Origin of the sequence: Streptomyces sp. NPDC004658 (assembly GCF_040609555.1) — a bacterium.
Classification (GTDB): Bacteria; Actinomycetota; Actinomycetes; order Streptomycetales; family Streptomycetaceae; genus Streptomyces.
Window position 1 is genome coordinate 17,046 of the sequence record NZ_JBEXKG010000053.1, and the last position, 18,268, is coordinate 35,313.

At 68.0% G+C, this 18,268-nt stretch carries 13 protein-coding genes and 1 pseudogene; 5 read left to right on the forward strand and 9 right to left on the reverse strand.

What is annotated here, in order from left to right; all coding sequences use genetic code 11:
• Positions 1-437: 437 nt before the first annotated feature.
• From ABZV94_RS19840 to ABZV94_RS19865, 6 genes and pseudogenes are all read right to left on the reverse strand, one after another.
• The gene (locus tag ABZV94_RS19840) at positions 438-1,448 is read right to left on the reverse strand and encodes a histidine kinase (RefSeq protein WP_356341798.1); all 1,011 of its coding nucleotides are present in this window, start codon (positions 1,446-1,448) and stop codon (positions 438-440) included.
• A gap of 279 nt (positions 1,449-1,727) precedes the next feature.
• Complete coding sequence (locus ABZV94_RS19845) at positions 1,728-4,502, reverse strand: AAA family ATPase (RefSeq protein WP_356341801.1); 2,775 nt, start codon at positions 4,500-4,502, stop codon at positions 1,728-1,730.
• Between the two features lie 203 nt (positions 4,503-4,705).
• The gene (locus tag ABZV94_RS19850) at positions 4,706-5,605 is read right to left on the reverse strand and encodes an SDR family oxidoreductase (RefSeq protein WP_356341803.1); all 900 of its coding nucleotides are present in this window, start codon (positions 5,603-5,605) and stop codon (positions 4,706-4,708) included.
• Between the two features lie 108 nt (positions 5,606-5,713).
• Positions 5,714-6,451: an SDR family oxidoreductase gene (locus ABZV94_RS19855; protein ID WP_356341806.1), complete on the reverse strand. Its 738-nt coding sequence runs from the start codon at positions 6,449-6,451 to the stop codon at positions 5,714-5,716.
• 353 nt (positions 6,452-6,804) lie between these two features.
• A pseudogene (locus tag ABZV94_RS19860) lies at positions 6,805-7,343 on the reverse strand (transposase); the annotation flags it as partial.
• Positions 7,344-7,480: 137 nt separating this feature from the next.
• Positions 7,481-8,314 (reverse strand): alpha/beta hydrolase, encoded by an 834-nt coding sequence (locus ABZV94_RS19865; RefSeq protein ID WP_356341808.1) that lies wholly within the window; start codon positions 8,312-8,314, stop codon positions 7,481-7,483.
• A gap of 251 nt (positions 8,315-8,565) precedes the next feature.
• Between ABZV94_RS19865 and ABZV94_RS19870 the strand changes: the two genes are divergently transcribed.
• Positions 8,566-10,803, forward strand: a complete 2,238-nt coding sequence (locus tag ABZV94_RS19870; RefSeq protein WP_356341811.1) for a SpoIIE family protein phosphatase — start codon at positions 8,566-8,568, stop codon at positions 10,801-10,803.
• A gap of 70 nt (positions 10,804-10,873) precedes the next feature.
• Positions 10,874-11,521: a response regulator transcription factor gene (locus ABZV94_RS19875; RefSeq protein WP_356341839.1), complete on the forward strand. Its 648-nt coding sequence runs from the start codon at positions 10,874-10,876 to the stop codon at positions 11,519-11,521.
• Between the two features lie 32 nt (positions 11,522-11,553).
• Here the strand turns inward: ABZV94_RS19875 and ABZV94_RS19880 are convergent, their stop codons facing one another.
• Both ABZV94_RS19880 and ABZV94_RS19885 read right to left on the reverse strand, forming a co-directional pair.
• Entirely contained in the window at positions 11,554-11,916 is a 363-nt protein-coding gene (locus ABZV94_RS19880) for a response regulator (RefSeq protein ID WP_356341814.1), read from the reverse strand.
• Positions 11,917-11,978: 62 nt separating this feature from the next.
• Positions 11,979-13,031, reverse strand: a complete 1,053-nt coding sequence (locus ABZV94_RS19885) for an ATP-binding protein (protein ID WP_356341816.1) — start codon at positions 13,029-13,031, stop codon at positions 11,979-11,981.
• Between the two features lie 1,351 nt (positions 13,032-14,382).
• On the opposite strand from ABZV94_RS19885, the gene msrA reads away from it, so the two are divergent.
• Complete coding sequence (gene msrA, locus ABZV94_RS19890; RefSeq protein ID WP_356341819.1) at positions 14,383-14,898, forward strand: peptide-methionine (S)-S-oxide reductase MsrA; 516 nt, start codon at positions 14,383-14,385, stop codon at positions 14,896-14,898.
• 216 nt (positions 14,899-15,114) lie between these two features.
• Complete coding sequence (locus tag ABZV94_RS19895) at positions 15,115-15,576, forward strand: hypothetical protein (protein WP_356341821.1); 462 nt, start codon at positions 15,115-15,117, stop codon at positions 15,574-15,576.
• Here ABZV94_RS19895 and fdhD read toward each other — a convergent pair.
• A complete protein-coding gene (gene fdhD / locus ABZV94_RS19900; RefSeq protein ID WP_356341824.1) occupies positions 15,546-16,373 on the reverse strand; it encodes a formate dehydrogenase accessory sulfurtransferase FdhD in 828 nt (275 codons plus the stop codon). The two genes, ABZV94_RS19895 and fdhD, sit on opposite strands and share 31 nt — an antisense overlap.
• A 504-nt stretch (positions 16,374-16,877) precedes the next feature.
• On the opposite strand from fdhD, the gene ABZV94_RS19905 reads away from it, so the two are divergent.
• Positions 16,878-18,254, forward strand: coding sequence for an MFS transporter (locus ABZV94_RS19905; RefSeq protein ID WP_356341826.1), 1,377 nt, complete (start codon positions 16,878-16,880; stop codon positions 18,252-18,254).
• Positions 18,255-18,268 lie beyond the last annotated feature (14 nt).

Genomic DNA, 18,268 nt, shown 5'->3' on the forward strand with positions numbered 1-18,268 from the left:
TCCACCACGGTGCGCCGCTTGCACAGACGCCGGTCGAAGGCCGGTGGTCGCCCGCCTGGCTGCCGCGACGGAGCCGGTTGCGGATCTGGCCGGCTCGCTCGGCGATGATGTATGCGATGCCACTCCGTCGCAGCCAGGTCCGGATGACCTTGGAGCTGTAGCCACCGTCCCCCAGGACGTGGGTAGGCCGCAAGGCGAGCGGGCGCCCGGCATCACCGAACGCCAGGTTGATCCTACTGGTCCGACTGCCCCGGGAGCGTCCGAGTGCCGGGCCGCGCCCCCTTTTCGGGCCCCGGCGGCATGCCGGTGGGCGGCGGATCGTCCGCACGGTCCCGCTGAGTATGTTACGGCCGTCCAGCCGCCCGTGAGCCAGCAAGGACCCCGGCAGCAACGGCCGTACGAATCCCCAACCCGACGTCTCATGTGCAGACGTTCCTCTAGCCGCCGTAGAGGTCGTCCTCCTGAGGAACGGTGTACGCCTGAACCGGGATGACAGCGCGCAGCGTGGTGCCCTCACCCACCGTCTGCCGGACACTGAGCGACCCGTCCAGTACGGCCACCCGGTCGGCGATCGCCGCCAGCGGTGCCGAGTCCGGGCCGTCACCGGTGGCGACACCGTCGTCCACGACGGTGACCACCAGCTCAAGGTCAAAGTCCGTGGCCACGTGGACCGTGCTGGCCCCTGAACCGTGCACCGCTCTGCCTAGCGCCTCCCGGATCAGGAAGTAGGTGTGCATCTCCACCGCGTGCGGCAGCCGTTCCCGCAGGTTTCCGGAGACGCCGACGGATACCGGCCACTGTCCCGCCAGCACGGCGAGCGCGGCCGGAAGCCCACGCAGCCGGAGTACACCCGGGTAAAGTTCGTGCGTCACCTCCCTGACATGGCCCAGTGCCGCCTCGGCGTCCCGGATCGCGTGGTCGAGCATCCCTGCCGCCGGCGGGGGAACCTGCTCACGCAGTAGGTTGAGGCCCAGCAGCAGCGATGTCAGGCGTTCCTGGGCACCGTGCTGGAGGGTGCGGGCCGCGCCGCGGTGCAGGTCGGCGTCGAGCCCCGCGCCCCGTGCCCGCGCTGGTTCCTCCTCCTTGGGCTCTCGGGCGGCGACGGGTACGCCGGTGCTCGCACGGAAGACGTACACGGCGGCACCACCACTCGGCCGAGTCAAGGGGACGACGGACCACTCGACCGGCAGGCGGAAGCCGTCGGCGTGCGGGAGCGTGCCACGCCGACGGGATGGTGCAGTGTGCGCGGCGGCATGGCTCTGCGGCATGGGGCCGGGGAACTCGGCCGGCCTGCCATCCATGCCCAGCAGGTCGGTGGCACGCTTGTGGCCGAGGAACTCGGCGGCCAGCGGATTGGCGTGGAACACGCGGTGCTCGGCGTCCACTGCCCAGGCCGGCTGCTGCATGACGTCAAGGATGTGCCCCAGATCATCGGCGAGCGACGTCATCGCGTTGCCCCTTCCCATAGCGATTCGAGAACATGGCTCGATCGCAGTCCGACGGACGAAACTGGGCGGCGCCGGATAGCGCTCCCGTTCCCGCCTCGCTGTCGGTCAAGCCCACCGCCCGGCTCCTTCGTCGTGCCCGGCTCTTTCGCCGTTGATGACACGACTGTCGCAGCCGACGCGGGCCGAAGGCATCCGTCATTTGACGTCAGAAGGTATCCGGCCAGGTCAGAGGTGCTTTCTCTGCCTCGTACGCGCGGCAGAGGTGCGACCGGGTGGACGTCACATCTCTCTGTCGGACAGGGCGTCGCGCAGGGCGGCCCGGGACGTGATGCCGAGCTTGGGGAAGATGCGGTAGAGGTGGGAGCCGACTGTACGCGGTGAGAGGAACAGCCGCTCGCCGATCTGCTTGTTGGTGAGTCCCTCCGCCGCAAGCAGCGCGATCTCCGTCTCTTGAGCGGTCAGCCCGGCCGCGGCCGCGGCGGGGACGGCGGTGTTCGGCTGGGCCTGGCCGGCAGCTCGCAGTTCGGCGGCCGTCCGGGCGGCCCAGGGGACGGCACCCAGTTCCTCGAAGATCCCCAGCGCGGCGCTCAGGTGCTGGCGTGCCTCGATGGGCGCGCGGGCCCGGCGCAGTCGCTCACCGTACAGCAGACGGACACGTGCGTAGTCGAAAGGCCAGTTTCGTGCGCCGGGGGTGCCGATGGCCTTATCGAACAAGGCCGGAGCCTCAGCATCGCTGGCCACGAGGGCACGGGCGGCATGGGTGAGCATGCCCAGGCGGGGTGACACGTCCCACAAGGCGGCCTCGCACATGGCGCTGACGTGGGCCTCGGCCTGCTCCCGCCGGTTGGTACGCAGGGCTGCCTCCACCAGGTCGAGCATCACCCACAGGGCGTGCGGGGTGTACGGGGCGAGCGTGCCGGCCGGGCTGAGGGCGCAAGCGTGGTGGTAGGCGGCCTCGAAGTCGCCGCGGCCGATGGCGCCCAGGGACCGGGCGTGGTCGGCGAAGCGGGCGGCACCGTAGGCACGGCGCTGGGTGGTCACCCTGGTCAGTTCGTCGGCCCATCGGTGCATCGCCGCGTCCTGGCCTCGCGCCGCGGCCAGCAGGGCCTGGTGGAAGAGGAAGTAGTAGCTGATGAAGTCGTAACCGTGGGCCTTTGCCAGGGCCAGACCCTCGTCAGCCAGGCGCTGCCCCTCTTCCCAGCGGCCGGTGGCGAAGTCGTCCAGGCACAGGTGCATCAGACCGGCCAGGCTGGAACGGACCGTGCCGCCCGCCCTGCCGCTTTCGATGAGCCGCCAGGCGCTGTCCCGGCAGCCGCCCAGCAGGTCAATGTAGACGGCCGAGGTGTTGCCCCGGACGAGGGTGCCGGGGTCGAACTCGGTACTCTGGCGGTCGATGAGTGCGGCCAGGCGTTGCCGGGTTTCCACCGTGGCCCGGGCGGTGTCGGGAAACGCCGTGCTCATCAGCCAGATGACCTCCGGTGGTTCGGGGACCAGCCGGTCGATGGCGTCGAACAACGGAGGCCAGAAGTCCTCGCGACCGGCCCACCAGCAAATGAGCAGGAGGGTGTACAGGGCGTCCGTCAGGTCGGTGTTGTTGGCGTCGTAACCATGGTCGCCGTTCTCGATGGCGGAGACGACCATACGGTGCGCGGTGTCGATGATGCCGTCGCCGTTGACCAGGATGAAGGCTGCGGCTGAAGCGGCGTGCAGGGAGCCGCCAAGATCCGGGTCGAAGGCGCGGGCCTGATCGAGCAGCTGCGAGGCGTTGTCCAGCTCGCCGGTGACGTCGGCCCCGAGGTAGGCGGCCTCCGCAAGCCTGCGCCCCCGGTCGGCGGCGCTCGGACTGAGGTGGGCGGCCCGGGTGAGGGACGCGACCGCGCCGGTGGCGTCGCCCCGGTGGAGTTTGCGACGGGCCGCCTCTTCCAGAAGGGCGGCGACCGCCTCGTCGGGCTCCACCGAGGACTCGGCCAGGTGCCAGGCACGGCGCTCGGCGTCCCGGGCGAAGAAGTCGGCCAGTCTGCGGTGCACCCGTCGTCGTTCCACATTTGTCGAGGACTCGACCACCGCTGATCGCACGAGGGGGTGCCGGAACACCACGCGGCTCGCCGCCTCGTCGATTTCGATCAGCCTCGCGGTCTCCGCCGGGACGAGCGCGCTGGTCCCGGTGACCGAGCTTGTGGTGTGGCGCAGCAGCCCAAGATCGCCGCTGCCCTCCAGCGCCGCCAGCAGCAGGGTCTCCCGCGTGAGCTCCGGTAGCTGCTTGATTCGCGAGGCGAAGAGGGCTTCGATGCCATCTGTGAGCGGCAGCACCTCGGGAAGCACTCCGCGGGCCGTCAGCTGGGCGGGATCGAGCGCGTCGGCGAGTTCCAGCAGCGCGAGGGGATTGCCCTGGGCCTCGGCGAGAATGCGCCGCCGTACCCGCACCGCCATCTCCGGGAAGGCGGTGCGCAGCAACTCGTCGGCGGCTTCCTCACCGACCGGCTCCACGCGCAGTCCGGGCAGACCGTTGGGATCGAAGTAGCTCTCCTCGCCGGTCCGGGAGGCCGTGAGCAGTCCGATTCCGCTGCCCGCGAGGTGATGTGCGAGGTATTCGAGGACGATGGTGGTGGGCCGGTCGATCCAGGGCAGGTCGTCAACGACCAGCAGCAGCGGACGCTGCCCGGCCTCGTGCCGCAGCACGTTCAGACAGGCGCGGGCGACGACGGTCCGCTCCGGCACCCGGCCCGACACCAGCCCCAGGGCCACCATGAGTGCGTTGCGCTCCACTTCGCCGAGATGGGCGAAGCGCGGGGCGAGGGGCAGCATGAGCTGATTGAGAACGGCGTAGCTGACGTCGGCTTCGAACTGCACGCCCGTGGCACGGATGACCCTGGCGCCGACCGCTTCGGCACGGGCCACGGCCGCGTTGAGCAGGACACTCTTGCCGACGCCCGCCTCTCCGCTCAGTAGCAGGACGGCGCCGTCACGGCGAGCGCGCGAGAAGAAGCTGTCGAGCGTTCGCAACTCCGCCTCGCGGCCAACCAGCAGCGTCCCCGACGCTTCCCGACTCATCATGGAATGACCCCTGGCAGCAGAGCTGCATCCCCCGTCACGTGTGCAGTCAATTGTTTTTGCTACGGCCAAAGATTATGTCCGGAGTAAACCTCAGTCCAGTTGATCATAGGAAGTAACTCACCGCGGTCGCCTTTTCGAGGACCGTGGACGGCGAGGGGACCGGTCCGCGGGCCGCCCCCCTCGTCGCGCGCTGTGCCATCCCGTCAGGCGCCGGCCGGGTGCACAGTCAGCAGGTCGGCCAGTTCGATGCGCGTCAGAAACTCACGGCGGATACGGTCGGCAACCTCCGAGACCTCCTCGGAGCCGTCGTTCGCCGGGTCGATGTGGACGCGGTAGGGGCGCTGGCCCTCGGGCAGGGCAACGATACGGGCGATCTCGTCGGAGACGAGCGAGGCCTCAGCGCCTGCCGGGGCTAGCGCCGCGAGCTTCTGGGAGACCTGCTGGAGCAGGCCCGGATACCTCGCCTCGTACTCGGCCTCGACGGCGCCGTCGGCCGGGTGACCGGAGTGCGCGAAGTGGTTGGTGCCGCTGGTGAAGGAGCCGGGGACCACGATCGAGGTTTCGACGCCCCAGCGGGCCAGCTCGCCGGCGTAGCTGACCGCGAGCGAGTCCATAGCGGCCTTCGCGGCGAAGTAGGGGGCGAGGTAGGGAGGGGTGCCGCCCTTGACGCTGGAGCTGGAGACCCAGACGACCAGGCCCCTGCCGGCCTCGCGCAGGTGCGGCAGCACCGCGCGGTTGACCCGCTGGGTGGACAGCACATTGATGTCGTAGAGCTGGGCCAACTGCTCTGGCGTGAAGGCCTCGGCGGGCCCGGTCACCATGTGACCGGCATTGTGAATCACCACGTCTATACGGCCATGCTCACCGATCACCTGCTCGACGGCCGAGTCGACGGAATCTTCGAAGTTGACGTCCAGTTCAATGACGCGCAGGTCAACACCGTGCTCCTTGGCGTAGTCGGCGGCGTCCTCGGCCTGCGGTGCGTTGCGACCCTCGGTCTCCCGCATGCCGGCGTAGACGGTGTTGCCGGCATCGGCGAGGGCGCGGGCGGTGAGGGCGCCGAAGCCGCTGGAGGCACCGGTGATGACGACGATGTTGCCCATGGGAATCTCCTCGTCCGCGCGTGCGGATCTCTTCTCGGAGTGGGGTGGGACCTTGAGGCTCCAGGCGCCTCGGACAGGCGGGGGCTCGGCCGAGCGCGGAGCCGGGGGTCAGGCGATGCCGCCGTTGGCGAAGAGGATCTGGCCGTTGATCCAGCGCGCGGGGCCGGCCAGGAAGGAGACGGCCTCGGCGATGTCCTCGGGGGTGCCGATCCGCTCCAGCGGAGCCGCCTTGGCGAGGTTGTCGAGGGCCGCCTGGTCCTTGCCCTCCAGGAACAGCGGCGTTGCCGTGGGGCCGGGGGCCACCGCATTCACGGTGATGTCCTTGCCACGGAGTTCGCGGGCGAGCACCAGGGTCATCGCCTCGACCGCTCCCTTGCTCGCGGCGTAGGCCCCGTAGGTGGGGAACTGAAGCCGGGTGACAGACGTGGAGAAGTTGATCAGAGCACCACCTGTGCGCAGGCGTCGCGCGGCCTGCTGCGAGACGACGAAGGTGCCCCGGATGTTGGTGCGGTGCATGCGGTCCAGGTCCTCCAGCTTGAGTGTCGCGATCGGCGACAGGAGCATGATGCCTGCCGTGTTGGCCACGACGTCCAGGCCACCGAACTCTGCCTCCGCAGCGTCGAACGCCGCGGTCATGGCCTCGTCGTCGGCCACATCACCGCTGACGGCGATGGCCTTGCCGCCGCGGGCCTTGATGGCCGCCACCGTCTCGTCCGCCTTGGCTTTGTTGCCCGCGTAGTGGACGGCGACAGCGAAGCCGTCCTGGACCAGGCGGTCGGTCACGGCGAGGCCGATACCGCCGGTGGCGCCAGTGACGAGCGCGACGCGGGTCTGGGTGTCCGTCATGTTGACCAGTCCTTGATCGGTATAACAGCTGCTCGGCCCACCGGGGTGAAGCCGTATCGCTGATGACGCCTTGACGTGATCGACGATAACACATCATGCGATCAATGGCAACAGAAGCGCGTAAGCATCGATCACAACGTCGAGGCGGGGGCGATGGGGCGACCCTCTCGGCGCTCTCACCAGTTTTCCGCCGGCACTTTCCGGTCACCATCGGGCAGGCCGGGCACCCTGTATGTGGACCACCCGTGCAGCGCTGTGGGGTTGGCCCAACAGACGGGGCCGCGACCCTGTCCGAGGGGCCGCCGCCCGAAAAAATGTGATGCGGCCGCGTACAGACCCATCTCAGACGGTGAGTCTGTGAGTCTTCGGTGGCGGATGAGGGTGCAGGCGATGCTGGTGAAGGCCGAGACGTGCTCGGCTTTGCGCTCGTAGCGGGCGTGCAGCCGGCGAGCCAGGACGTGGTGCGTTCGGTGGTCCACCGGTGGCGGGCCCAGCCGCTTGGAGGACTCGATCTCACCAGCGGAATCAGCGCCTGACTGTCGTGCAGGTTCGCTCCCGAGATCCCGACGGAGAGGGGCAGACCGGTCCGCTCGTTGATCAGGTGGATCTTCGAGCCGTACTGTGCCCCGGTGGACAGGATGCGGATCGGTCAGGTCCCCGTGTCCAGAACCCGCATGTTCACCGAATCGATAGCGCAGCAAGACCAGTCCAACTCGGCAAAGCGCCGATGAGCCGTCGCTCCCGAAGGCCCGAACGCAAGCTGCTGCCACGTGCAGCCCGACGTTGCCACGAACACGGTCGCAGCCAGCACCTCGCGGTCACCGTGCCGGCGTCGGCCGCCACCTTGAGGCCGGGACGGAGCCTCGGGCTCCACCCGCTGGACAGCTCCCATGACTCACCTCGGCACCAGCCGCTCCGCGGCCGAACCCACGACCGGCAGCAGTGGCAGCACAACCGACACGCCTGTGGCCCGTCCGGCGAAGGCTTCACCGGACGGGCCACAACGTCTTCAGCCGTGCTGACGTGGCGTCACTTGGCGAGGAAGTCCAGCAGGGCGGTGTTGACTTCCTCCGGGTGGGTCCAGGCGATGTTGTGCGGACCGCCCTCGACCGTCACGAACGTCAGGTCCTCGATCAGACCAGGCAGCCGCTTGGCGGTGTTCTCGTAGGGCAGGATGCGGTCCGCGTCGCCGTGCACCAGCAGGGTCGGCACATCGATCTTCGGCAGGTCCGCGCGGAAGTCCGTCAGCCAGGTGTCCACGCACGCGTACGCCGCCCACGCCGATGCCGCCACTGCGACGTTGAAACTGTTCTGCCACGCCTGATCGCTGATCCGCGTCCCCGCGTACATGTCCACGTTGTAGAAATTATCGAGGAAATCCTTGAAATACGCCGGACGGTCCTTCAGCACCGCCGCCTTGATCTCCTCAAACACCGACGCGTCCACACCCTCAGGATTGTCCTCCGTCTTCAGCAGAAACGGAGGAATCGCACCCAAAAGCGCCGCCTTCGACACCCGCTCCGAACCGTACCGGCCCAGATAACGGGTCACCTCGCCCGTCCCCATGGAGAACCCCACGAGCGCCACGTCCCGCAGATCCAGGTGCTCCAGCAGCACCTTCAGATCCGCCGCGAACGTGTCGTAGTCATACCCCACCACCGGCTGACTCGACCGGCCGAACCCCCGCCGGTCATACGTGATCACCCGGTACCCCGCCTCCAGCAGCACCCGCTCCTGCTTCTCCCACGAATGCCCGTTCAGCGGATACCCATGGATCAGCACCACCGGACGACCACTGCCATGGTCCTCGTAGTACAGCTCGATCGGACCGGAGTTCTCATGCCCCACCGTAACGAACGACATCACGTGCGCCTTTCTTCGTCGGTTCTCCTGTCATCCAGGATGGGGCGATGTTCTGTCTCGCGCATCACATGAACGAGTGAATCCACTTCTCCGGTCGCAGATACAACGGGACCGGATACGCCTCCGTCTCATTTTCCGGTCACCCGGTTGCCCAAACGGGGGGCGATGGTCACCGTGAAGGGACACCGGCCGGACATGCGGGCGCGAACGCGGCACGTAGCACGCCGAACGGCCGACGGAGGAGGTCCGACATGACATGTGAGCGGTTCTTCGTTTTCGACGCGCAAGGCAGGTCGGTTCACACACCGGGAGACGACCCGGCGGAGGAATCCGGACGGGCGCCGGCCCACCTCTTCCTCGGCCGACTGCTCGACCGGGCAGGCTGCGACGCGTCCGCTGTGCTGCAACTCGACGTGTGGCGTGATGAGGCGCACACCCACGTGACCGTGGCGGGAACGGCTACCAATGCTGAGTTGGCGCGCACGCAGGCCGCGTACACACGTACGGCATTCGAATACGCGCCCGCAGGTATGGAACTCTTCGACAAGAATCTCAGACTGCTGCGCAGCAACGCGGCAGCACTGCGCATCCGCGACCGCGCGGCTGCCCAAGTACTGCACCGCACTGCCGCAGACCTGGACGCCAGTCTTCCGACGAGCCGCCTGCTGCGGGAGGTCGTGCGCGGGCCGCGGACGGTGGCCGAGCGGTTCGTCAGCGTGCCGTCCAAAGGCGCCGGTCACCGTGTCTACCGGATCACCGCCCTGTGCCTGCGCGACGGCGACACCGTGGTCGGTGCCGCCACTCTCGTTCACGACGTGACCGGTGAAGCACGCTCGCACGCCCGGGAGCAAGTGCTGTCGGCAGCACACCGTGAGATCGGCACAACACTCAGCGCGACCCGCACCAGCCAGGAGGTGGCCACCACCCTGACGCGCGACTTCGCCGATGCGGTGTCGGTCGATCTGGTCGGCGCCGTCCTGGACGGGGGCGACCCGCCCGCGGCGCCCCTCACCCCTGCGGATCCGCTGCGCCGCACGGCGTTCGAGGCCCCCGGTGGCCTGGAGGGGGTGCACGCCGTGGGCGAGCCCAGCCGCTTCGTCTTTCCCACTCCCTACACGCAGGTTCTCGCGGATTTGGCTCCCCGGCTGGTTGATCCTTCGGACCCCGCCTGGCTCAGGCACGACGCGGCTCGCGCGGGCGCGCTGCGCGAGGCACGCATCCACTCCATGATCGTGGCCCCTCTCATTCACCAGGGCCGGGTCCTTGGTCTGGTCAGTCTGTACCGCGGGCCCCGGCACCCGGTGCCCTTCGACACACAGGACGTCGCGCTGGTGGAGCAGGTCATAGGAAAGGCGGCCGCGCACCTCGAGAACGCCCGCCGGTTCATGCGGGAGCACACCACGGCTGTGACACTGCAAAGGCGGCTGTTGCCGCGGTCGCTGCCCCGGGTGACAGCGGTGGACACAGCCAGTTTCTGGCTGCCGGATTCCCGCTGGACCGCGTGGTTCGACGTCCTGCCCCTGTCGAGCGCACGGGTCGCCCTGGTCATTGGAAAGGTTCCAGGCCAGGGGCTCGACGCCTCAGTGGACATGGGCCGGCTGCGCACCGCCGTAACGACGCTCGCCGCCCTGGAACTTCCTCCCGAGGAGGTGCTCGCCCACCTGGACGACGTCGTCCCCCGCCTCGGTCTGGCCGATACGGACGGCACACGCCGGGAGGAGCGCGCCCACTGCCAGTACTGCGTCTACGATCCCGCCTCGGGCGACCTCTCCGTGGCCTCGGCGGGCTGGCCGGCTCCGCTGGTGACGGCACCGGACGGCACCGTACTGGAGGTGCCCGTCCCCCGTGGCCCGGCACTGGGTGGCCGGACCGGTTACGAGGCCGCCCACACCACCCTGGCCCCGGACAGCGTACTGACGCTCTACTCGGCCGGGCTTCTGCAGGAACCGCCATGCGACGATCCGGGCACCCTTCTCAGTCGAGCGGCAGCGGCCGCCCCGGCCGATGCCCAGGGCACGTGTGACGCCATCGTCTACCGCATGATGGGCGGGGCTCACGGACGGTCCGCGGCCGTGCTCACTGCTAAGACGCACCAACTGGCCGCGGACAGTGTCGTCACCTGGACTGCCGACCGCCAGCCTGCCTGCGTGGGCAGCTGCCGCCAGTGGGTCCGACAGCACATGACGAGGTGGGGGCTGGCCGACCACTCCTTCGCTACCGAGATGATCGTGAGCGAACTGGTCACTAATGTGCTGCGGCACGCTACGGGAGCGCCGCACGTGCGGCTCGTGCGGGACGCCACGCTGACCGTGGAGGTCTCCGACGGGTCCGCGTTCGCACCGCACCTCCGGCGCGCCCGGGCCCAGGAGGAGAACGGCAGGGGCCTGATGATCGCGGCTGCCCTGGCTCGGCGCTGGGGGACACGCTATACGGAGGACGGCAAAACTATCTGGATGGAACAGGACATAGTCGACACTGATGTCATATGACTGACATGACGCAGACTCACCCCACACCCGAACATCGAGCTCGGACTAGGATGCCGTCATGAGTGAACCCCTGCGAGCAGTGCTCGGAGAAGATCAGGCCATTGTCCGCGAGGGTATCGCGACCATCTTGCGCAACGCCGGCATCACCGTAGTCGCCGCGGTGGACAACGCGGTCGACCTCGTACGCGCCGCCGAAAGCCAGCATCCGGACGTCGTGATCACCGACATTCAGATGCCGCCCAACCTCGCCGCGGACGGGCTGCAGGCCGCGCAGAAGATCCGTGCCGCGCAGCCGGACACCGCTGTGATCGTGCTCTCCCAGTTCCTGGACGCCTCCTACGCGCTGGATCTGGTCGGTGATGATCCGAGCGGGGTGGGCTATCTCCTCAAGGAGAAGGTCGCGAGCCCCCAGGTACTCATCGACGCCGTGGAACGGGTGGTCGCCGGTGGATCGGCCCTCGACCCGGATGTGATCTCCACCCTTGTCGGGCGCAAACGCAAAGAGGACCCGCTCGCGGCCCTCACGCCGAAGGAGCGCGAGGTGCTGGCCCTGATGGCTGAGGGCCACTCCAACACGGGCATCGCCAGGAAGCTCGTGGTGACCGTGCCCGCTGTGGAACGCCACGTGACGGGGATCTTCATGAAGCTGGGTCTCAGCCAGGCGACGTCCAATCAGCACCGCCGGGTTCTCGCGGTGCTGCGTTACCTCAAGCAGTGAGGACGCCGACGGCGCCGGGCCGCCCGCACTGTTCAGGCGGTCGGCCCGAAGATCGCTTTCAGGTCGGCGTCGAAAAGCCTGTCCTTCGCAATGAAGGTCTCGATCCCCGCCTGCCGCAATTCGTCCGCCGACCAGAACGACTGCTCGGTGGAAGTGAGCACGATCCGCGGCCGCTGTTCCTCCGCCCGCAGCAGGCGGGCGACGGCCACTCCGTCGTGATCGGGGAGATGCAAGTCCAGAAGAAGACCGTCCGGCCGGTACGCGCGCACCGCCGCCAGGGCCGAAGCGCCGTCCTCCGACTCGGCTACGACGTGCATACCGCGCGCCGTCAGCAGCGTCTTGGCGATGCGACGGAACCCAGGGTCGTCGTCGACGACCACAATGTTGACGGACATGTTTCTCAGGATGCCCCGGGTCTCGCTGCCTAGACCATAGGGGCAGCCCCACGGTTTGCCGCTCATTCCGGTACGGGAATCTCCGCCCGCACCGTGGTGCCCTGTCCCGGCGGGGAGTCGATGACGACGACCCCGTCGAACGCGCTCACCCGGTCCTCCAAACCGATGAGGCCACCGCTGCCGGCGTCGTGGGCGACACCTCCGATTCCGTCGTCAGCGACTTCGATGAGCAACGCTTCTTTCAGCTCGATCGTGATGCGGATATGCGACGCGTGCGCGTGTTTCACCGCGTTCGTCAGTGCCTCAGCGATGACGAAGTATGCGTTCGACTCGACCTCGGCGGGCAGCCGGCGCGGATACTCCCCCACGACGCTCGTTGGTACTGCGCACCGCTCGGCCAGCGACTCCACCGCTGTCACCAGCCCCTTGGCCTGAAGCACGGAAGGGTAAACGCCGTACGCCAGCTCGCGCAGTTCGTCGATCGCGGTCTGCGCATCGGCGATGGACTGGTCGAGAAGCGCGGCGGCGCCGGAGGCGGACTCCGGCAGTATGTCACGGGTTAGGCGCAGCCCGATCAGCAGGCTGACCAGCCGCTGCTGCGCGCCGTCGTGCAGGTCGCGCGCCGTCTGCCGACGCACCGACTCGATACTCTGCATGATCCGCCGTTGCGCGGCGCGTGACTCGTCCGCCCGGATGCGCGCCGTGTCCCTCTCCCTCCGGGCGCGCTCGAGCTCGCGGCTCTCGGTCGCGTCGAAGAAGGAGTAGACGACTCCGCGTCCTTCCGGCAGGTCGATGGGCGCTGCCCACCAGGAGACCGGGAAAAAGGAGCCGTCCCGCCGTCTGAACCACTCGTCGCTGCCGTGTGCCGGCACGCCCGTGACGGCCGGCTGGAGCATCCGACACTCGGAGACGGGGAAGGGAGAGCCGTCCGGACGGCAGGGATGCAGAGTCTCGTGGCTGGGTAGACCCACCAAATCCTCGACATCGTCATAGCCGAGCGCGGCGACACCGGCCGGATTGGTGTAAACGATGTCCCCCCGGTGGTCAACCACCCAGACGACCTGCGAGACGCTGTCCAGGATGGCAGGCAGGACGCTGCGGATCGGCAGTTGCACTTGAGACTCCTTCGCTCAACCGCCGAGACGTGCGCACGCGGCGGCAACCGGTACGAGCCCGACGCCTGCTCTACGGCCCGGGATCTGTTGCTGCTCGTCCCGGCAGCTCAGGGCGGGATCCCATCCGTGTGCCCGCCGCAACGCAGCGTCCCTCCGATGGTCCCGAACGCCTGCTGGGCTGAGGTGGACGACCATGCTCGCGCTCTCCTCCGGCTGGGTCGGCCGTTGCAGCAGGGCGTGCGAGCGGCAATGCTGTACCTCCCTCCACGGCAAGGACGCCCGACCAGTCCTGGTCCGGGCCCGGATCCTCGCTCCCCCGGTGCGCCTGGGGCAGGGAATCACCTAGTTCACCATCACTTCCGTGCGACCCGGCTTCTGCCGCACCCTCGGCTCACCGCGCACAAGGAGATACGGGTCATACCGTAGCGGACCGGTTCGGCCGGAACGGCGATCGCCGCATGACTCACCACGTACTGTACGCGGCCTCAGTCGCGTTCCTCCGTTGCGGGCAGGTGCATCGGGTCAGCAGCACGGATCTGTGGACGCCCAGGTTGTCAACCACATGTCGAAGCGCCTTCCGCACCCCGGCGAGGTGCCACACTTCCTGCTCCGTGCTGATGCCGGCGGGCGGGGCTTACCAGCTCGTCCAGCGGTAAAACGCAGAGCGCGGGAATCCTGTCGCTCATCCCGTCTCTGCTCCTGCCGCTGACGTCCGCCCCTGTCCCCGGCCCGTGCCACCTCTTGGACGACGTCCGTGCCGATACTCGGCGTAGCGTCGAAGACCACGGCCGTACGTTACTGAAGGCGATCTGCATGGCGTCCTCCTCCCGCTCGTTGGTGTGCCTCGGCCCACCTGTTTCCCGCAGGAGCATCCGGTCTCTCCGCCTTCCGGCGGATGGGCCCTCGGACGTGACGAGCCGACAGACGGCACGAGGCGCACCACTCGGAGTCCGTCCGCCGACCCGCCCCGCCGAGCCCTGCGCCGTTGCCAGGATGGCGCTGGAACTCAGCTGCGGCGGAACGACCCGGTCGGGGGGGCCGGGGCGTCCCGTCGCTTCATGAAGCATAAGGGCGGGGTACCACTCATGGGTGTACGTGATACATACACCCGGCTGACCGTAGAAGGTCATGTGTGTCACACCTGACAGTCGGCTGGTGCGGCGTTCGAATAGGGGTATCCCCATGGAAGGGACCTCACATACATGGGGCGTGCTCCATCGCGCTGTCCCGTCGCAACAGCCATCCTGGATGTCTGTTGCGCAGACCGCCCGATGAAAGCCCGGCTAACGGTGCGTTCATCACGTGAGCCGGGCGTCACCGCAGATGAGCGAAGGATCGAAGGTGTTGGACCATGTCAACTGAACGCGCCGTACTGGCTGGCGGATGTTTCTGGGGAGCCCAGGAACTCTTGCGAGACCTCCCTGGCGTCCTCGGCACGCGGGTCGGATACACCGGCGGTCACACTCCTCACGCGACCTACTACAACCACGGTGACCACGCCGAAGCTGTGGAGATTCTCTTCGATCCGCAACGGCTGTCCTACAGGGAACTGCTGGAGTTCTTCTTCCGGTTCCACGACCCGACCACGCGGGACCGGCAGGGGAACGACGTGGGACGCAGCTACCGCTCGGCCATCTTCTACACAAGCGAGGACCAACACCGAACCGCCCTGCAGACCATCGCGGACATCGACGCCTCAGGGCGCTGGCCGGGGCCGGTGGTCACCGAGGTCCAGCCCGTCGGGCCCTTCTGGCCCGCGGAGGAGGAACACCAGGACTACCTCCGCAAGCATCCGGGCGGCTACACCTGCCACTGGGTACGGCCTGACTGGGTTATTCCGAGTGATCAGCCGCCGGCGGCGGCCTGACTCCACCGACGGCCTCGGGGCACGGCACCGGGGCTTCGCGGCCGGTCACCGGGCACTCGTGAGGGATGGGAAGAGTGCCCGGTGGCTGTCCACCGTGGAGAGCCCCGCGTTCGACAGGTGCTTGAACGGCCGAACGTGGCACCGGGCACAACTCTCCCCGCACCAGGCCGTTCCTTCCCCGTGTTGCCGCCTCCCTTCACGACCGGAGGAACCCTCATGCCCCGCCAGCCGAATGGACTGTGGACCTGGGTGGTGTTCGGGCTGTTCGGTGCATGGCTCACAGTGATCTGTTATTTCATCCACCAGCAAAGCGGGCACACCCCGGACCGACGGGGGGCGGTGACCGTCTCCGATCTGCGCGATGACGCGGCTGCAGCCGTGCGGGACCGTGACCCCGCGGCGTTCGAGCGGCTGCTCAGCACCGAGAGTGCGGGTCCCGGCTACGCAGAGCAGTACTTCGAAGAACTGCTCGCCGAGCCGGTGGGCGAGCCTGCCTTCACCATCGTCGTTCGAGGGCGACTGCGATTCCTCGTGCTCCGCGGTGTGTCGACGGCTGGTCCCGTCTGCTCGTCCTGGATGGTGCGCAGCAGCCATGGACGCAGTGTCCTGACCACGGTTCCGCCGTTGTCCAACCCCTGCGAGGCAGATCAGAGAAGAATCCGCCGTTCACCACTGTAAATGTTCATGGAGTCACCCCTCAGGAAACCGATCAGCGTCATACCACTTTCCTGGGCAAGGTCACACGCCAACGAGGAGGGAGCAGACACGGCCGCCAGAACCGGTATCCCGGCCATGACGGCTTTCTGCACCAGCTCGAACGACGCACGCCCCGACACCATCAGGATGGCTCTGGACAACGGCAGCAGACCCTTCTGGAAGGCCCGCCCGACCAGTTTGTCTACGGCGTTGTGCCGGCCGACGTCCTCCTGGAGGTCGATGAGCAGGCCTTGCTCATCGAAGAGCCCTGCCGCATGCAGCCCGCCTGTTCGGGAGAACACCTTCTGACCCTTGCGCAGGCTGTCTGGCAGAGCGGCGAGCAGCTCGGGGGACAACGTAAGAGTCGGATCGTCCGCCAGCTCCCAGTGGGCAGTGGTTCGCACGGCGTCAAGGCTCGCCTTGCCGCACAGGCCGCAGGAAGATGTCGTGTAGAAGTTGCGCTGTAGCCTGAGGTGTTCGGCGCCGACTCCGCTCACCGTCCGCACGTCGACCACGTTGTAGGTATTGCGTCCGTCCTCTGTGGCACCGGCGCAATAGGTGATGCTCCTCAACTCCTCGACCGTACCGAGCACCCCCTCACTGACCAGGAACCCGGCCGCCAGGGCGAAGTCGTCGCCAGGAGTACGCATGGTGATGGCCAACGCCTCCCCGTTCAGACGGATTTCAAGCGGTTCCTCGGCCACCACCGTGTCCGCCCACGCCGAGACACTCCCCCGGCGCATCCTGACGACCTTGCGGTTGACCGCGGCTCTCCCCATGGGTGACGTCCTCTTGGTGTGTCAATCGGTTCTCCGACGCGCCCGGCCGGACCCCGGCAGCAAGCACTCTGAGTGAGACGGCGGACGCCCGGCGCTTACGCGCGTACCTGCCGGACTGGTTACCGCCGGTCTTTTCGGCCGGAGAGGTCGTGGCGTAAGAAGCCTGCCGTACGACCGCCTGTCTCACCTGACGGGGACGTCACTTCCACGACTCCTCTCAAGGAGACCGGCGAACAGTGCGCCCTACACCTTGACCGTAGGCCCGCCCCAGGGCCGTAGCATCCGTCATTTGACGGCGTACGTGCTTCGGCCCGTCCGGTCGGGCCGAAGCACATGTTCGTGTGATGTCTTCAGGCGACAGGCGTTCCACACTGCATCACAGTGGCGAAAGGAGTCGCGGTGAGCCCCCAGTCCCGCACTACTGCACATCCCCAGACACGATCTGCTCCCGGACAGGACCCCAACCGATGGCACGCTCTGTGGGTCACACTGGTGGCCGGTTTCATGATCCTCCTGGACGTGACGATCGTATCCGTGGCCCTGCCGTCGATGCAGCGTGATCTAGGCGCCAAGCCGTCGTCGGTGCAATGGGTGGTGTCGGGTTACGCCCTCACGTTCGCGCTCGCCCTCGTGGTGGCCGGCCGGCTCGGGGACGCCGTCGGACGCCGACGCATCTTCCTTGTGTCCCTGTCCGCCTTCGTTCTGTGCAGCGCGGCGGTCGGCGCCGCTCCCACTATTGGACTGGTGACGGTCGCACGTGCCTTCCAGGGCCTCTCGGCCGGCTTCATGGCCCCGCAGAACTCAGCTCTGATCCAGCAACTCTTCGCGGGCGCGGAACGGGCACGCGCGTTCGGGTTTTTCAGTGCCACGGTGGGCGTCTCCAGCGCCGTCGGCCCCATCACCGGCGGCGTCATCCTGGCCTTGGTCACCGGTACGGACGGCTGGCGGTGGATCTTTTACGTCAACGTGCCCATCGGGGTGGCCGCAGTCCTCTTGGGCCTCCGGTTGCTGCCCAGGCAGGCGACCGGTACGCCCGGACACCTGGACCTCGCCGGGGTCGCCCTGCTGGGGCTTGGCGTCCTCGCGTTGATGCTGCCGCTCATACAGGCAGACGCCGGCGGCCTGCACCGGATGTGGTGGCTGTTCCCCGTCGGCGCGCTGCTGCTCTACGCCTTCGCCCGCTGGGAGAGCCGAGTCTCCGCCCGAGGTCACCAGCCCCTGATCGACCCTAAGTTGCTGCGCGACGTCCGTGGATACGCGGTGGGGTCCGCACTGACCACCATCTACTTCGTCGGGTTCAGTGGCATCTGGCTGGTATTCGCCCTCTATTTCCAAGAAGCACTGGGGGACTCGCCGCTGAAGTCGGGGCTGGCCGTGACACCGTTCGCCGTCGGCAGCGCAGCGGCCGCTGTGGTGGCCAGCCGACTCGTACAGCGTCTGGGGCGTCTTCTCACGGTCCTCGGCCTGGTCGCGGTCACGCTGGGGCTGACAGCCACCGCGTTGTTGCTGTGGCTCGTGCCGCCGGGTACGACGATCTGGGCCCTGGTGCCGGCGCTCCTCGTGAGCGGCATCGGAAGTGGTTTCGTCATCGCCCCCAACGTGACGATGACCCTGCGCGAGGTCCCCCTCCCCATGGCGGGGGTTGCGGGAGGGGCACTACAGACCGGGCAGCGCCTCGGCGCGGCAGTGGGCACAGCGGTGCTGCCCGGTCTGTACTACCTGCTGAAGGGGGACGGTGATGGTGCCGCCGCGGCGGTCGCCCTGTCGGTGTGCGCTGGTATCCTAGCGGTCCTTCTGGCTCTGGGCCTTGCGCTGACAGACTGGCGGAAGGACCGTCACGGATCGACGGTGCCGCCTGCCGGGCAAATGTCCCTCGGCTGAGCAAGGAGATCCGC

Coding starts and splice junctions, on each gene's coding strand:
- ABZV94_RS19855 (WP_356341806.1), bottom strand. CDS start 6,451: ATGACGGACACCCAGACCCGCGTCGCGCTCGTCACTGGCGCCACCGGC.
- ABZV94_RS19840 (WP_356341798.1), bottom strand. CDS start 1,448: ATGACGTCGCTCGCCGATGATCTGGGGCACATCCTTGACGTCATGCAG.
- ABZV94_RS19850 (WP_356341803.1), bottom strand. CDS start 5,605: ATGGGCAACATCGTCGTCATCACCGGTGCCTCCAGCGGCTTCGGCGCC.
- ABZV94_RS19895 (WP_356341821.1), top strand. CDS start 15,115: ATGCCCCGCCAGCCGAATGGACTGTGGACCTGGGTGGTGTTCGGGCTG.
- ABZV94_RS19870 (WP_356341811.1), top strand. CDS start 8,566: ATGACATGTGAGCGGTTCTTCGTTTTCGACGCGCAAGGCAGGTCGGTT.
- ABZV94_RS19905 (WP_356341826.1), top strand. CDS start 16,878: ATGATCCTCCTGGACGTGACGATCGTATCCGTGGCCCTGCCGTCGATG.
- fdhD (WP_356341824.1), bottom strand. CDS start 16,373: ATGGGGAGAGCCGCGGTCAACCGCAAGGTCGTCAGGATGCGCCGGGGG.
- msrA (WP_356341819.1), top strand. CDS start 14,383: ATGTCAACTGAACGCGCCGTACTGGCTGGCGGATGTTTCTGGGGAGCC.
- ABZV94_RS19845 (WP_356341801.1), bottom strand. CDS start 4,502: ATGATGAGTCGGGAAGCGTCGGGGACGCTGCTGGTTGGCCGCGAGGCG.
- ABZV94_RS19865 (WP_356341808.1), bottom strand. CDS start 8,314: ATGTCGTTCGTTACGGTGGGGCATGAGAACTCCGGTCCGATCGAGCTG.
- ABZV94_RS19880 (WP_356341814.1), bottom strand. CDS start 11,916: ATGTCCGTCAACATTGTGGTCGTCGACGACGACCCTGGGTTCCGTCGC.